The organism is Streptomyces sp. NPDC018964 (assembly GCF_044390325.1).
Lineage (GTDB): Bacteria > Actinomycetota > Actinomycetes > Streptomycetales > Streptomycetaceae > Streptomyces.
Genome location: NZ_JBIRYZ010000010.1, coordinates 281,144 through 295,960, shown reverse-complemented (window position 1 = coordinate 295,960; position 14,817 = coordinate 281,144). Strand labels below are relative to the sequence as shown.

General features: G+C 70.7%; 12 protein-coding genes. 8 read left to right on the top strand and 4 right to left on the bottom strand.

Going from position 1 to position 14,817, the window contains the following annotated elements; genetic code table 11:
- The first annotated feature begins 19 nt into the window (after positions 1–19).
- Positions 20–1,000, top strand: a complete 981-nt coding sequence (locus ACH5AO_RS19725) for an ATP-binding protein (protein WP_398926256.1) — start codon at positions 20–22, stop codon at positions 998–1,000.
- A gap of 3 nt (positions 1,001–1,003) precedes the next feature.
- On the opposite strand, the gene ACH5AO_RS19720 is transcribed toward ACH5AO_RS19725, so the two are convergent.
- Complete coding sequence (locus ACH5AO_RS19720) at positions 1,004–2,272, bottom strand: hypothetical protein (RefSeq protein WP_398926254.1); 1,269 nt, start codon at positions 2,270–2,272, stop codon at positions 1,004–1,006.
- Positions 2,273–2,520: 248 nt separating this feature from the next.
- On the opposite strand from ACH5AO_RS19720, the gene ACH5AO_RS19715 reads away from it, so the two are divergent.
- The 6 genes from ACH5AO_RS19715 (at position 2,521) to ACH5AO_RS19690 (ending at position 10,524) form a co-directional block, all read left to right on the top strand.
- Positions 2,521–4,944: a SulP family inorganic anion transporter gene (locus ACH5AO_RS19715; RefSeq protein WP_398926252.1), complete on the top strand. Its 2,424-nt coding sequence runs from the start codon at positions 2,521–2,523 to the stop codon at positions 4,942–4,944.
- Between the two features lie 196 nt (positions 4,945–5,140).
- Positions 5,141–7,096 (top strand): acetate--CoA ligase, encoded by a 1,956-nt coding sequence (gene acs, locus ACH5AO_RS19710; RefSeq protein WP_398926250.1) that lies wholly within the window; start codon positions 5,141–5,143, stop codon positions 7,094–7,096.
- A gap of 183 nt (positions 7,097–7,279) precedes the next feature.
- Positions 7,280–8,716, top strand: a complete 1,437-nt coding sequence (nhaA, locus tag ACH5AO_RS19705) for a Na+/H+ antiporter NhaA (protein ID WP_398926248.1) — start codon at positions 7,280–7,282, stop codon at positions 8,714–8,716.
- Between the two features lie 84 nt (positions 8,717–8,800).
- Positions 8,801–9,289 (top strand): phage holin family protein, encoded by a 489-nt coding sequence (locus ACH5AO_RS19700; RefSeq protein ID WP_398926246.1) that lies wholly within the window; start codon positions 8,801–8,803, stop codon positions 9,287–9,289.
- Positions 9,286–10,236, top strand: a complete 951-nt coding sequence (locus tag ACH5AO_RS19695) for an alpha/beta fold hydrolase (RefSeq protein ID WP_398926244.1) — start codon at positions 9,286–9,288, stop codon at positions 10,234–10,236. Before ACH5AO_RS19700 ends, ACH5AO_RS19695 begins: the two co-directional genes overlap by 4 nt.
- Before the next feature lie 105 nt (positions 10,237–10,341).
- On the top strand, positions 10,342–10,524 hold the full coding sequence (locus ACH5AO_RS19690) for a hypothetical protein (protein ID WP_398926242.1): 183 nt from the start codon (positions 10,342–10,344) through the stop codon (positions 10,522–10,524).
- Positions 10,525–10,572: 48 nt separating this feature from the next.
- Here ACH5AO_RS19690 and ACH5AO_RS19685 read toward each other — a convergent pair whose 3' ends face one another.
- The 3 genes from ACH5AO_RS19685 to nth form a co-directional block, all read right to left on the bottom strand.
- Entirely contained in the window at positions 10,573–11,772 is a 1,200-nt protein-coding gene (locus ACH5AO_RS19685; protein WP_398926240.1) for a MarP family serine protease, read from the bottom strand.
- Between the two features lie 45 nt (positions 11,773–11,817).
- Positions 11,818–12,513, bottom strand: coding sequence for an NUDIX hydrolase (locus ACH5AO_RS19680; protein ID WP_398926238.1), 696 nt, complete (start codon positions 12,511–12,513; stop codon positions 11,818–11,820).
- 88 nt (positions 12,514–12,601) lie between these two features.
- The gene (gene nth / locus ACH5AO_RS19675; protein ID WP_398926349.1) at positions 12,602–13,627 is read right to left on the bottom strand and encodes an endonuclease III; all 1,026 of its coding nucleotides are present in this window, start codon (positions 13,625–13,627) and stop codon (positions 12,602–12,604) included.
- A gap of 391 nt (positions 13,628–14,018) precedes the next feature.
- Here nth and ACH5AO_RS19670 point away from each other — a divergent pair, with 391 nt between their 5' ends.
- Positions 14,019–14,693: a Crp/Fnr family transcriptional regulator gene (locus tag ACH5AO_RS19670; protein WP_006132548.1), complete on the top strand. Its 675-nt coding sequence runs from the start codon at positions 14,019–14,021 to the stop codon at positions 14,691–14,693.
- The last annotated feature ends 124 nt before the right edge of the window (positions 14,694–14,817 follow it).

Below are 14,817 nucleotides of genomic sequence, written 5' to 3'. Positions count from 1 at the left end.
TCCATTACCCTTGGTGAACATGAAAATTGCTTTCGTGGGAAAGGGCGGCAGCGGAAAGACGACCCTGTCCTCCCTGTTCATCCGTCATCTCGCGGCCGTCGGCGCTCCGGTCGTCGCGATGGACGCCGACATCAACCAGCACCTCGGTACCGCGCTCGGCCTGGACGAGGCGGAGGCGGCCGCCCTGCCCGCGATGGGCGAGCGCCTGCCGCTGATCAAGGACTACCTGCGCGGCACCAACCCGCGCATCACGTCCGCCGAGACGATGATCAAGACCACTCCGCCCGGCGAGGGCTCCCGGCTGCTGCGGGTGCGCGAGGACAATCCGGTCTACGACGCCTGCGCCCGGCCGGTGGAACTCGACGGCGAAGCCGTCCGTTTGATGGTCACCGGCCCCTTCACCGACGCCGATCTGGGGGTCGCCTGCTACCACTCCAAGACCGGAGCGGTGGAGCTGTGCCTGAACCACCTGGTGGACGGCCCCGGCGAGTACGTCGTGGTCGACATGACGGCCGGCTCGGACTCCTTCGCCTCCGGCATGTTCACCCGCTTCGACATCACGTTCCTCGTGGCCGAGCCGACCCGGAAGGGGATCTCCGTCTACCGCCAGTACAAGGAGTACGCCCGCGACTTCGACGTCACCTTGAAGGTCGTCGGCAACAAGGTGCAGGGTCCGGACGACCTCGACTTCCTCCGCGCGGAGGCCGGGGAGGACCTGCTGGTGACGGTGGGGCACTCGGACTGGGTCCGGGCCATGGAGAAGGGCCGGCCGCCCCGGTTCGACCTCCTGGAGGAGTCCAACCGGCACGCGCTGCGCCTGCTGCACTCGGCCGCCGACGCGACGTACGGGGCGCGCGACCGCGAGCGTTACACCCGCCAGATGGCGCACTTCCATCTGAAGAACGCCCGGTCATGGGGCGACGAGCGCACCGGGACCGACCTGGCGGCCCAGATCGATCCCGGTTTCGTGCTCGGCGAGGACGTCACGGCGCCAGCCTGACGCTCACCGCTTCTGGGCCGGGGCTCCGGGCACCCCCTTGGGGGCCGGTGCGGAACCGCCGGACAGGAAGGACTTCCAGCCCTTCTCCGGGGCCTCACCGACGTCCAGCGTGCGCAGTTTCGCCAGGGTCTCCGGGTCCTGGGCGTCCAGCCAGTCCACCAGTTGCCGGAAGGAGACGCAGCGCACGTCGGCTTTGGTGCACACCTCCTCGATGACCTCTTCGACGGCCCGCATGTAGGTGCCGCCGTTCCAGGACTCGAAGTGGTTGCCGATGATCAGGGGCGCCCTGTTGCCCTTGTAGGCCCGCTCGAAGCCCTGGAGGAGGCCGTCCCGCATCTGGTCGCCCCACATCTCGCGCTTGGCGGGGTCGCCCTGGGGGGTACCGGACTGGTTGACCATGAAGTTGTAGTCCATGGCGAGCTGCTCGAAGGAGTGTCCGGGGAAGGGCACGAGCTGCATCGACAGGTCCCACAGGCCCCGCTTCCTCTTCGGCCACACCTGGTTGTTGACCCCGCTGGTGTCGTAGCGGAAGCCCAGGTCACGGGCGGCCTTCATGAAGTTCTCCTGCCCCTCCAGGCAGGGGGTGCGGGCGCCGATCAGCTCCTTGTCGTAGTCGAAGGGCAGCGGGGCCGAGTCCTTCATTCCGGTGTTGGTCTTCCAGGTCTTCACGAAGCGCTTGGCCTGGGCGATCTCGTCCTTCCAGTCCGCCACCGACCATTCGCCGACCCCACCCCCGCTGCCGCAGAAGTGCCCGTTGAAGTGGGTGCCGATCTCATTGCCCTCGAGCCAGGCGAGGCGCAACTGCCTCACCGTGTCGGCGATGCCCTCCTGGTCGTTGAAGCCGATGTCGGAGCGGCCCCGGGGGTGCCGCGGCGGACGGTACAGATCACGTTCCTCCTCCGGCAGCAGGTACACGCCGCTCAGGAAGTACGTCATGGTCGCGTCGTTCTCCTTGGCGACCTCGCGGAAGTGCGAGAAGAGCTTCTGGCCGTCCTCACCCGCACCGTCCCAGGAGAAGACCACGAACTGCGGGGGCCTCTCGCCGCGCTTCAGCCGCTCGGGCCGGGGCAGGTGCGGCTGCGCGCCCGTGTACGCGGTGGAGCCGTCACCGATCAGCCGGACGACGTTCTTCGGCGCCGGAGCCGGCTTGGCCTTCTCCCTGTCACGGGCCTGCTCGCCGCTGCTGTCGGTGCCGGTCCCGCAGCCGGCGAGCGAGGCGACGCAGACCGCGACGATCGCGGTACCCGTGGTGATTCTGTGGGTGGCGGCCATCCGCCCACCTTCTTCCTTCTCTCGGGCCTAGCTCGATGAGGGCTTTGCCTGGTGCCGTACCGGCTCACGCCGACGGCGCCGTCAAGGTCACACGAAAAGAAGAAGGAATTAGTACGACAAGCCGATGAAATGACCACATCACTCGCTTGAGTGATTGATTCGTCTATTTGCCCGGAAAGTCTATGCCAGCCCTTTACTCTCAATTACGATCCGTTTACGGATTGTTGATATTCGGGAGAGGAGAGACTGTGTCAGCCTGTGTTCCCGCCCGCGCCGTCGACTCGGATCGGACCGAGCGCGCCCACCCGCCCCACAGTCCGCCACCGATCGGCCCTTCACGCCCGCGTATCGCGGGAGCCGATCTGTCGGCCTCGGTCGCGGTCTTCCTGATCGCCCTTCCGCTGTCCCTCGGCATCGCCCTCGCCACCGGCGCGCCGCTCCAGGCCGGCCTGGTCGCCGCCGCCGTGGGCGGAATCGTCGTCGGGCGGATCGGCGGTTCCCCGCTCCAGGTGAGCGGTCCCGCCGCCGGACTCACCGTCGTCACCGCCGACCTCATCCAGCACTACGGCTGGCGGACGACCTGCGCCATCACCGTCCTCGCCGGACTCGCCCAGATCGGCCTCGGCTGCCTGCGCGTGGCGCGCGGCGCGCTCGCCGTGAGCCCCGCGATCGTGCACGGCATGCTCGCCGGCATCGGTGTCACCATCGCCGTCGCCCAACTGCACATCGTCCTCGGCGGCACTCCGCAGAGCTCCGTCCCCGACAACCTGCTCGCTCTTCCCGCGCAGTTGGCGAACCTGCATCCCGCGGCCCTGTCGGTGAGCCTGCTGACCCTGGCCCTGCTGCTGCTCTGGCCCCGGCTCCCGGGCCGCGCCGGACGCGTTCTCCGCACAGTTCCGGCGGCGCTCGTCGCCGTCGCCGGAGCGACCGCGGTCGCCGACGCCGCCGGCCTCGTCCTGCCCAAGGTGGATCTGCCCTCCTGGCACAACCACGCCCTGGCGGGGCTGCCCGACGGGCCCGTGCTCGGCCTCGCCGCCGCCGTGCTCACCACGACGCTGGTGTGCAGCGTGCAGTCGCTGCTCGGCGCCGTGGCCGTGGACAAGCTGGTGTCCGGCCGCCCCGGATCCGATCATGTCGGGCGCTCCGACCTGGACCGTGAACTGCTCGGTCAGGGCGCGGCCAACATCGTCTCCGGCTCACTGGGCGGACTCCCGGTGGCCGGTGTGGCGGTCCGCAGTTCCGCGAACGTCAAAGCGGGTGCCGTGAGCCGGAACTCCACGATGCTGCACGGCGTTCTCGTAGTGATCGCCACGCTGCTGATGGTCCCGCTCCTGGAGCTCATCCCGCTCGCCTCGCTCGCCGCCCTGGTGATGGCCGTCGGCATCCAGATGGTGTCCCTGAACCACATCCGCACGGTGACCCGCCACCGCGAAGTCCTGGTTTACGCCGCGACCACCCTCGGCGTCGTCTCCCTCGGTGTCCTGGAGGGCGTGGCACTGGGCATCGCCGTCGCCGTCGCCGTGGCCCTGCACCGGCTCACCCGCACCCGGATCACGCACGAGGAACAGGAAGGAGTCCATCACGTACACGTACGAGGACAGTTGACGTTCCTCGCGGTGCCACGGCTCAGCCGGGCCCTGCACCTCGTGCCCCAAGGGGCGGACGCGGTCGTGGCTCTGGACGGCTCATTCATGGACCACGCGGCGTACGAAACGCTGCAGGACTGGCAGAGCACGCACACCGCACGGGGCGGCACCATCAAGATCACCGGCCGTCGTACCGCGGTCCGGATCGCCGCACCCGCGGCCCTCGCCTCCAGGCACCAGCCCGACGGGAGCGAGGAGGCCGGCGCGTCCGACACCGGCTGTCGCTGCCGGCCCTGGACGGCCTGGCGCAACCACCAGTGCGAACGCCCGCGCCCCCTGCCGGGAGGAGCCGACGGAGCGAGGGGAGCGGACGCGACGGACGGAGCCGCTGAAGAAGGACCGGAGCCGGCTGTGACCGGCGGCCACGCACTGGTGCACGGCATCAGCGTGTTTCAGCGCAACACCGCCCCCCTGGTGCGCGGCGAGCTGGCCCGGCTGGCACGTGAGGGACAGCGGCCCGCGCATCTGTTCCTGACCTGTGCCGACTCCCGGGTGGTCACCTCGATGATCACGGCCAGTGGCCCGGGGGACCTGTTCGTGGTGCGCAACATCGGCAACCTCGTGCCACCGCCCGGCACGGAGAGCGGCGACGACTCGGTGGCGGCCGCCATCGAGTACGCCGTGGAAGTGCTGGGGGTCCGGTCGATCACGGTGTGCGGACACTCGGGATGCGGTGCGATGCAGGCGCTGCTCGACACCGAGCCGGACGGCGCCCGCACCCCACTGAGACGCTGGCTGCGACACGGCCGGCCGAGCCTGCAGCGCATGCACGACGACAGCGGGCCCCCGTCGCGGCTGGCCGAGCGGGCACCCGCCGACGCGGTCGAGCAGCTCTGCCTGACGAACGTGGTGCAGCAACTGGATCACCTGCGCGCCCATGAACCGGTGGCTCGGGCCTTGAAGGACGGGGCACTGGAACTGCACGGCATGTACTTCCACGTGGGGGAGGCCCAGGCGTATCTCCTCACCGAGCGGGACGAGCAGCAGGTGTTCGGCCGGGTACGGTCCGCGGACCTGACGATGTGAGGGGCCCGTCCGGGTGTGAGAGGCGTTACACGCCTTGAACCGGCTTGCTCCGGGCCCCGTGGGAAGGGGTGGCGCGCCTCGCACCACCCCACCCGACAGGTCTAAACCAATTTTCCGTCGGCCCTTGTCAGCGCACCCCCGGGTCTGATGAGCTGTGGCCTGGGACACAACGGACACCTTGGGAAAGGCAGATGCCGTGAGCAATGAAAGCCTGGCCAACCTTTTGAAGGAGGAGCGTCGCTTCTCGCCCCCCGCCGACCTGGCCGCGAACGCCAACGTCACGGCGGAGGCGTACGAACAGGCCAAGGCTGACAGGCTCGGCTTCTGGGCCGAGCAGGCCCGTCGGCTGACCTGGGCCAAGGAGCCCACCGAGACCCTGGACTGGTCGAACCCGCCGTTCGCCAAGTGGTTCCAGGACGGCGAGCTCAACGTCGCCTACAACTGCGTGGACCGGCATGTGGAGGCCGGGCACGGCGACCGGGTGGCCATCCACTTCGAGGGCGAGCCGGGCGACAGCCGCGCCATCACCTACGCCCAGCTCAAGGACGAGGTCTCCAAGGCCGCCAACGCCCTGCTGGAGCTGGGCGTCCAGGCCGGTGACCGGGTCGCCGTCTACATGCCGATGATCCCGGAGACCGCGATCGCGATGCTGGCCTGCGCCCGCATCGGCGCCGCGCACTCCGTCGTCTTCGGCGGCTTCTCGGCGGACGCGCTCGCCACCCGCATCCAGGACGCCGACGCGCGTGTCGTCATCACCGCCGACGGCGGCCACCGGCGCGGCAAGCCCTCCGCGCTCAAGCCCGCCGTGGACGAGGCGATCACCAAGGCCGGCACCGTCGAGCACGTCCTCGTCGTCCGCCGCACCGGCCAGGACGTGGCCTGGACCGAGGGCCGGGACGTGTGGTGGCACGATCTGGTGGAGCGGCAGAGCGCCGAGCACACCCCTCAGGCGTTCGGGGCCGAGCACCCGCTGTTCATCCTCTACACCTCGGGGACGACGGGTAAGCCGAAGGGCATCCTGCACACCTCCGGCGGCTACCTGACCCAGACCGCGTACACGCACTGGTCCGTGTTCGACCTCAAGCCGGAGACCGACGTGTACTGGTGCACGGCCGACGTCGGCTGGGTCACCGGGCACTCGTACATCGTCTACGGCCCGCTCGCCAACGGCGCCACGCAGGTCATGTACGAGGGCACCCCGGACACCCCGCACCAGGGCCGCTTCTGGGAGATCGTGCAGAAGTACGGCGTGACGATCCTCTACACGGCACCCACCGCGATCCGCACGTTCATGAAGTGGGGCGACGACATCCCCGCCAAGTTCGACCTCAGCAGCCTGCGGGTGCTGGGGTCGGTGGGCGAGCCGATCAACCCCGAGGCGTGGATCTGGTACCGCAAGAACATCGGCGCGGACCGCACCCCGGTGGTGGACACCTGGTGGCAGACCGAGACCGGCGGCATCATGATCTCGCCGCTGCCGGGCGTGACCGACGCCAAGCCGGGCTCCGCCCAGACCCCACTGCCCGGCATCGCCGCGACCGTCGTCGACGACGAGGCGAACGAGGTACCGGACGGCGGCGGTGGCTACCTGGTCCTCACCGAGCCGTGGCCGTCGATGCTGCGCACCATCTGGGGCGACGACCAGCGGTTCATCGACACCTACTGGTCGCGGTTCGAAGGCAAGTACTTCGCCGGCGACGGAGCCAAGAAGGACGACGACGGCGACATCTGGCTGCTCGGCCGGGTCGACGACGTGATGCTGGTGTCCGGGCACAACATCTCCACCACCGAGGTCGAGTCCGCGCTCGTCTCGCACCCGTCGGTCGCCGAGGCGGCCGTGGTCGGCGCGGCGGACGAGACGACCGGTCAGGCGATCGTCGCCTTCGTGATCCTGCGCGGCACGGCGGCGGAGAGCGAGGACCTCGTCGGCGAGCTGCGAGGCCACGTGGGCGCCACGCTCGGCCCGATCGCCAAGCCCAAGCGGATCCTGCCGGTGGCCGAGCTGCCGAAGACCCGCTCCGGCAAGATCATGCGCCGCCTGCTGCGGGACGTCGCGGAGAACCGCCAGCTCGGAGACGTCACGACGCTGACGGACAGCACGGTCATGGACCTCATCCAGGCCAAGCTGCCCCAGGCGCCCGGCGAGGACTGAGCGGACACCGGCCGGACACGGCCGGACGACGGCACCCGGCGCACTCCCGCGCCGGGTGCCCCCAGCGCTCGGGGTGCGCCCCGGAAGCACGTTAGCTAAACTAAACAAAGAGCTGTCTCATGGGGCGCCGGGAAGTCTGGTCGGCACACGATTCGTGCTGCCCGCTGACCAAAGGAACTCCCCGTGACCAGCCCCCGCACCCCCGGCCCCCGCAAGGCGTTCGGACGCCTCTCCCTGCCCGAGCGGTCGTACGTCGCGGACGCGCTGCGCACCGAGACCGTCGGCGGCATCCTGCTCCTCCTCGCCGCCGTCACCGCGCTGATCTGGGCGAACGTACCCGGCCTGCACGACAGCTACGAGAGCGTCAGCCACTTCCACCTCGGCCCCGAGGCCCTCGGGCTGAACCTGTCCGTGGCGCACTGGGCCGCCGACGGACTGCTCGCGGTCTTCTTCTTCGTCGCGGGCATCGAGCTCAAGCGCGAGCTCGTCGCAGGCGATCTGCGCGACCCCAAGGCCGCCGCGCTCCCCGTCGTCGCCGCGCTGTGCGGCATGGCCGCACCGGCGCTGGTCTACACGCTCACCAGCGGTGCGGGCGGCGGTTCCCTGGCCGGCTGGGCCGTGCCCACCGCCACCGACATCGCCTTCGCGCTCGCCGTGCTCGCCGTCATCGGCACCTCCCTGCCGAGCGCGCTGCGGGCCTTCCTGCTCACCCTCGCCGTCGTCGACGACCTGTTCGCGATCCTGATCATCGCGGTCTTCTTCACCGACGAGCTGAACTTCGCGGCGCTCGGCGGCGCCGTCGCCGGCCTGGCCGTCTTCTGGCTGCTGCTACGCAAGGGCGTACGCGGCTGGTACGTGTACGTGCCGCTCGCGCTGGTCGTGTGGGCGCTGATGTACAACAGCGGCATCCACGCCACCATCGCCGGCGTCGCCATGGGCCTGATGCTGCGCTGCCACCGCCACGAGGACGAGGAGCGCTCCCCCGGCGAGCACGTCGAGCACCTCGTCCGGCCGCTCTCGGCGGGCCTCGCGGTGCCGCTGTTCGCTCTCTTCAGCGCGGGCGTGGCGGTCTCCGGCGACGCCCTCACCGACGTGTTCACCCAGCCCGAGACGCTCGGCGTGGTGCTCGGGCTGGTCGTCGGCAAGACGATCGGCATCTTCGGCGGCACGTGGCTGACGGCACGCTTCACGAGGGCGTCGCTCAGCGACGACCTCGCCTGGGCGGACGTGCTCGCGGTGGCGACCCTCGCCGGGATCGGTTTCACCGTCTCGCTGCTCATCGGGGAACTCGCCTTCGAGGGCGACGCGTCGATGACCGACAGCGCCAAGGCGGCCGTCCTGACCGGCTCCCTGATCGCCACCGCCGTCGCGACGGTGCTGCTGAAGATACGGAACGCCAAGTACCGCAGGCTGACCGAGGAAGAGGAGCGCGACGAGGACCTCAGCGGCGTCCCGGACGTCTACGAGCAGGACGACCCGGCGTACCACCTGCGCATGGCGGAGATCCACGAACGGAAGGCCGCGGAGCACCGGCGGATCGCCCGGGAGAAGGCCGCCGAGCGGGACGCGCTTGCCGAAGTGACGGGCGGGGCAGGCGAGGAGCACGACGGTCCGGCATGATCTGACGAGACGGTACAAAAGACTGAACCGTACGCGCAGGCATGAGGAACGTACGCGGAACGTACGCAGGAGAGGGAGACCCCGATGAGCGCACCCGACGGCAGCCCGGTCGGCGCCGAACGCAGCATCGGCCAGCTGTTCGCCTCGGCGACGGCCGACATGTCGGCGCTGGTGCACGACGAGATCGCGCTGGCGAAGGCGCAGCTCAAGCAGGACGTCAAGCGGGGTGCGACCAGCGGCGGCGCGTTCACGGCGGCCGGGGTGCTGCTCGTGTTCTCCCTGCCGATGCTGAACTTCGCGCTCGCCTACGGCATCCGCACCTGGAGCGACTGGAACCTCGCGGTCTGCTTCCTGCTCTCCTTCGCGGCGAACGTGCTGATCGCGCTGCTCCTGGCGCTGATCGGCATCGTCTTCGCGAAGAAGGCGAAGAAGGGCCGGGGTCCGCAGAAGGTCGCCGCCTCGGTGAAGGAGACGGCGGGCGTGCTGCAGAAGGCCAAGCCGCACCCGCGCCCCGAGCTGCCCGAGGACCGGGGCCCCCGGGCCGTCGAGGCTGTGGCACGCTCGTCCTCATGACGGATCCCGCCACACCTCCGGCGCAGCCCGCTTCGGCCGTACGCCTCGACATCCCGGGCAGCGCCGGACTGACACACCGGGACGTCGCCGCCAACGGCGCCCGCTTCCACATCGCGGAGCTGGGTGACGGCCCCCTGGTGCTGCTGCTGCACGGTTTCCCGCAGTTCTGGTGGACCTGGCGGCACCAGCTGACGGCGCTGGCCGACGCCGGTTTCCGGGCCGTCGCCATGGACCTGCGGGGTGTCGGCGGCAGCGACCGCACACCGCGCGGTTACGACCCGGCCAACCTCGCGCTGGACATCACCGGGGTGATCCGCTCCCTCGGCGAGCCGGATGCCGCGCTGGTCGGGCACGACCTGGGCGGATACCTGGCGTGGACGGCCGCGGCGATGCGCCCCAAGCTCGTACGGCGGCTCGCGGTCGCGTCCATGCCGCATCCGCGGCGCTGGCGCTCGGCGCTGCTCTCCGACGCCAGGCAGTCGGCCGCGATGTCCCACATCTGGGGGTTCCAGCGGCCCTGGATCCCGGAGCGCCGGCTCACCGCGGACGACGGGGCGTTGGTGGCCGAGCTCATCCGGGACTGGTCCGGGCCGCACCTGCCGGACGAGAAGACGCTGGAGAACTACCGGCGGGCCATGTGCATCCCGTCCACGGCACACTGCTCGATCGAGCCGTACCGCTGGATGGTGCGCTCCCTGGCCCGTCCGGACGGCATCCAGTTCAACCGCAGGATGAAGCGGCCCGTGCGGGTGCCGACCCTGCACCTGCACGGATCGCTGGACCCGGTCGTGCGCACGCGCAGTGCCGCGGGTTCCGGGGAGTACGTCGAAGCGCCCTACCGCTGGCGGCTGTTCGACGGGCTGGGGCACTTCCCGCACGAGGAGGATCCGGTCGCCTTCTCAACGGAACTGATCAATTGGCTGAAGGATCCCGAACCCGATCGGTGATCGGACCGAGCGCTTGTCTGACGGTCGGCCAATTGCCCGGCGCATAAGCCAATTGGGGGCGCGTGAGGCGGTTATCGACCTTGGGGCGGGGGCAGACGTCCGGGTATGGGCTGGACGCACGACTACAGTGACGCAAGCCGTGACCGCCGTTCGGCGGGCGGTGTGGGTTCCCACCAGCGAGGCGGTGCACCGCAGATGGCAGGTACGGACCTCAGGGTGGGAATCCCGCGCATCCTCCGCCGCAGGGCCCGCTGGGTCTCCGTCCGCCTGCGCCACCCGCGCGGCTGACGGCCCGTACGACCGTCCCTCCGGGGCCGGGACGGGGCCGGTGCCGCTCTAGAGCGCGCAGTTGTCGCTGTCCACCTGCTGGTTGGCGCTGCGGCCCTTGACGATGTCCTCCTGGACCTCGTCCGCGGTGAGCGCGTAACCGGTCTCCGCGTCGTCCCTGGACTTCGCGAAGATCACGCCGTAGACCTCCCCCTCGGGGGTCAGCAGCGGGCCGCCGGAGTTGCCCTGGCGGACGGTCGTGTACAGGGAGTACACGTCGCGGCGGACCGTGCCCCGGCGGTAGATGTCCGCGCCGTTGGCCGTGATGCGCCCCCGCACCCGCGCGGAACGGACGTCGTACGACCCGTTCTCCGGGAAGCCGGCGACGATCGCGCCGTCGTTGCTGCTCGCGTCCTCGGTGGTGAAGCGCAGCGCGGGAGCCTTGAGTTCGGGTACGTCGAGGACGGCGATGTCGCGCTTCCAGTCGTAGAGGACGACCGTGGCGTCGTACTTCCTGCCCTCGCCGCCTATCTGCACGGTCGGCTCGTCGACGCCGCCCACGACATGCGCGTTGGTCATGATGCGGCGCTCGGCGAAGACGAAGCCGGTGCCCTCCAGGACCTTCCCGCAACTCGGGGCGGTGCCCATCACCTTGACGATGGAGCGCTGCGCGCGGAGGGCGACGGGACTGCCCGCCAGGGCCGGGTCCGGGGGCCGGACGTCGGTGATCGGCTCGCTGGCGAAGGGGCTGAAGACCTGCGGGAAGCCGTTCTGCGCGAGGATGGAGGAGAAGTCGGCGAACCAGGTGTCGGCCTGGTCGGGCAGCGCCCGGGAGACCCCGAGCAGCACCTTGGAACCGCGGACCTCCCTGCCGAGCGTCGGCAGCGTCGTACCGGCGAGGGCCGAGCCGATCAGCCAGGCGACCAGGAGCATCGCGACGACGTTGACCAGGGCGCCGCCCGTGGCGTCCAGCGCGCGGGCCGGGGACCAGGTGATGTAGCGGCGCAGCTTGTTGCCGAGGTGGGTGGTCAGGGCCTGACCGACGGAGGCGCAGACGATGACGATGACGACCGCGACGACGGCGGCCGTCGTACCGACCTCGGAGTCGTCCGTCAGGGCGTCCCAGAGGACGGGCAGCGCGTAGACGGCGGCGAGACCGCCGCCCAGGAAGCCGATCACCGACAGGATGCCGACGACGAAGCCCTGACGGTAGCCGACGACCGCGAACCACACGGCGGCGACGAGCAACAGGATGTCCAGCACGTTCACCGCTTCAAGCCTCGCCTCGTCCGACCCAGCACGGCGCCCACCCTGTCATGACCGCCGGTCCAGCGGGACCCGCCTGTCCCGGTCCCAGGGCCGCTCCCAGCCCGCGAAGTGCAGCAACCGGTCGATGACCCCGGCGGTGAAGCCCCACACGAGGGCCGATTCGACCAGGAATGCCGGGCCCTGATGACCGCTGGGGTGAACCGCGGTCGCCCGGTTGCCCGGGTGGGTGAGATCCGCCACCGGGACGGTGAACACCCGTGCCGTCTCGTTCGGGTCGACGACCCCCACCGGGCTGGGTACGCGCCACCAGCCCAGCACGGGCGTGACGACGAAGCCGCTGACCGGGATGTAGAGCTTCGGCAGCACGCCGAACAACTGGACGCCGGACGGATCGAGCCCCGTCTCCTCCTCGGCCTCCCGCAGCGCGGCCCGCAGCGGTCCGTCGCCCTGCGGGTCGCCGTCCTCGGGGTCGAGGGCGCCACCGGGGAAGGACGGCTGCCCGGCGTGTGAGCGCAGCGAACTCGCCCGCTCCATGAGCAGCAGCTCCGGGCCGCGCTCGCCCTCGCCGAAGAGGATGAGGACGGCGGACTGGCGCCCCGTGCCGTTCTCCGGGGGCAGGAAGCGGCTCAGCTGTCTCGGCGCGACCGTCTCCGCCGCGCGGGCCACCGGGTCCAGCCAGGAGGGCAGCCCCTCCCTGCTGAGCGTCACCGGGCCGCCCCGGGTACCGCTCGTCCGCGTCATCGCCACCCCCGTCGTCCGACCCTGTCCCGGCGGTTCAACGCCCGGCGGCCCCGAGATCGTTCCGAGGACTGCCGCGCGCGCCGCCCCGTCATCCGGCCCCCAGCGGCGGGGCGGGCTTGCCACCGGCGTCCAGATAGGCCTGCGGGGGCTTCAGACGCTGGCCGGGGAGGCCGCCCTTCTCGTACTTCAGCAGTTTCTTCGCCTTCTCCGGGTCCGTCTCGCCCTCGCCGTACGCCGGGCAGAGCGGCGCGATGGGGCAGGCGCCGCAGGCGGGTTTGCGGGCGTGGCAGATGCGGCGGCCGTGCCAGATGACGTGGTGGGACAGGTCGGTCCAGTCGCTCTTGGGGAAGAGCGCGCCGACGGCCGCCTCGATCTTGTCGGGGTCGGTCTCCCCGGTCCAGCGCCAGCGGCGCACGAGGCGCTGGAAATGGGTGTCCACGGTGATTCCCGGGCGGCCGAACGCGTTGCCGAGCACGACGAACGCCGTCTTGCGGCCGACGCCGGGCAGTTTGACGAGGTCCTCGAGCCGGCCGGGCACCTCGCCGCCGAAGTCCTCCGCGAGCACCTTCGACAGGCCCATGACCGACTTGGTCTTGGCCCGGAAGAAGCCGGTGGGGCGCAGGATCTCCTCCACCTCCTCGGGGTTGGCGGCGGCCAGGTCCTCGGGGGTGGGGTACTTCGCGAAGAGGGCGGGGGTCGTCTGGTTGACGCGCAGGTCGGTGGTCTGGGCCGACAGCACGGTGGCGACGACGAGTTGGAAGGGGTTCTCGAAGTCCAGCTCCGGGTGGGCGTACGGGAACACCTCGGCGAGCTCGCGGTTGATCCGGCGCGCGCGGCGGACCAGCGCGGTACGCGACTCGTCCCCGGCCGGCTTGACGACGGTCTTCGCCGGGGCGGCCTTCACGGAGGCGGCCGCCTTCCGGGGGGCGACGGACGGCTTCTCGGCGGCCGGGGCCTTCTTGACGGGGGCTGCCTTCTTGGCCGTGGTCTTCTCGGCCGCGGTCGTCTGCGCGGCGGTCGCCTTCTTCGCCCCGACCGCCTTCTCCGCCCCGGTCGCTTTCTTCGCCGCCGTCTTCTTCACCGCCGCCGCCTTCGCCGCCGTCGTCCTCTTCACCGGCGTGTCCGTCTCTCCGGTCGCCCCGCTCGCGCGGGCCGTCGGTTCCTTCCTCAACGGCGACCCCTTTGCCGTTTTCGCCGTTTCCCTGCCGCCATCGGAGCCCTGTTCGCCCACAGCGGAATCGCGACGTACATCCACTCGCGCAGCTCCCTCGGCCCGTGCTCTCACCGGCGTTTTGGACACCCGGCCAGCCTACGACCCGGCACCGACATCCGCCCCGGCCCCGAAGACCGGCGTCCAATTGGACCCCTGACGCTTACCCCGACCGGCTCGTACGGCATCCTTGTGACAGATCACACTGTTTGGACCGTCCGGCAAAATGGGAACCACGGTCCCCTGGTACGTAGGGGAACAAGATCCCCTGAGCAGGTCGACAAGGAGAGAACTCGTGGACGACGTTCTGCGGCGGAATCCGCTCTTCGCGGCGCTCGACGACGAGCAGGCCGCCGAGCTTCGCGCCTCCATGAGTGAGGTGACCCTCGCACGGGGCGACTCCCTGTTCCACGAGGGCGACCCCGGCGACCGCCTGTACGTGGTCACCGAGGGCAAGGTCAAGCTGCACCGCACGTCCCCCGACGGCCGCGAGAACATGCTCGCCGTGGTCGGTCCCGGCGAGCTGATCGGTGAGCTGTCGCTCTTCGACCCGGGCCCGCGCACCGCGACCGCCACGGCGCTCACCGAGGTCAAGCTGCTCGGCCTGGGCCACGGCGACCTGACGCCCTGGCTGAGCGCCCGCCCCGAGGTCGCCACGGCGCTGCTGCGGGCCGTCGCGCGCCGGCTGCGCAAGACCAACGACGCGATGTCGGACCTGGTCTTCTCGGACGTCCCGGGCCGTGTCGCCCGCGCCCTGCTGGACCTCTCCCGCCGCTTCGGCGTGCAGTCCGAGGAGGGCATCCACGTCGTGCACGACCTCACGCAGGAGGAGCTGGCCCAGCTGGTCGGCGCGTCCCGCGAGACGGTCAACAAGGCCCTGGCCGACTTCGCCCAGCGCGGCTGGCTCCGCCTGGAGGCCCGCGCGGTGATCCTCCTGGACGTCGAACGCCTCGCGAAGCGCTCCCGCTGACACCGGCACCGGAGCCCCGCTTCCCGTGGGAAGCGGGGCTCCGTCGTGTCCGCGCGTCACCCTTGCCCCGCCGTACCCGCCCCCGCCGCACCCGGAGGGCGACCTGCCCCGGACGTGCTCCGCG

Bases quoted from the DNA above. Each gene is read 5' to 3' on its own strand.
- ACH5AO_RS19725 (WP_398926256.1), top strand. From the start codon at position 20: ATGAAAATTGCTTTCGTGGGAAAGGGCGGCAGCGGAAAGACGACCCTG.
- ACH5AO_RS19720 (WP_398926254.1), bottom strand. From the start codon at position 2,272: ATGGCCGCCACCCACAGAATCACCACGGGTACCGCGATCGTCGCGGTC.
- ACH5AO_RS19700 (WP_398926246.1), top strand. From the start codon at position 8,801: ATGAGCGCACCCGACGGCAGCCCGGTCGGCGCCGAACGCAGCATCGGC.
- ACH5AO_RS19695 (WP_398926244.1), top strand. From the start codon at position 9,286: ATGACGGATCCCGCCACACCTCCGGCGCAGCCCGCTTCGGCCGTACGC.
- ACH5AO_RS19690 (WP_398926242.1), top strand. From the start codon at position 10,342: ATGGGCTGGACGCACGACTACAGTGACGCAAGCCGTGACCGCCGTTCG.
- ACH5AO_RS19680 (WP_398926238.1), bottom strand. From the start codon at position 12,513: ATGACGCGGACGAGCGGTACCCGGGGCGGCCCGGTGACGCTCAGCAGG.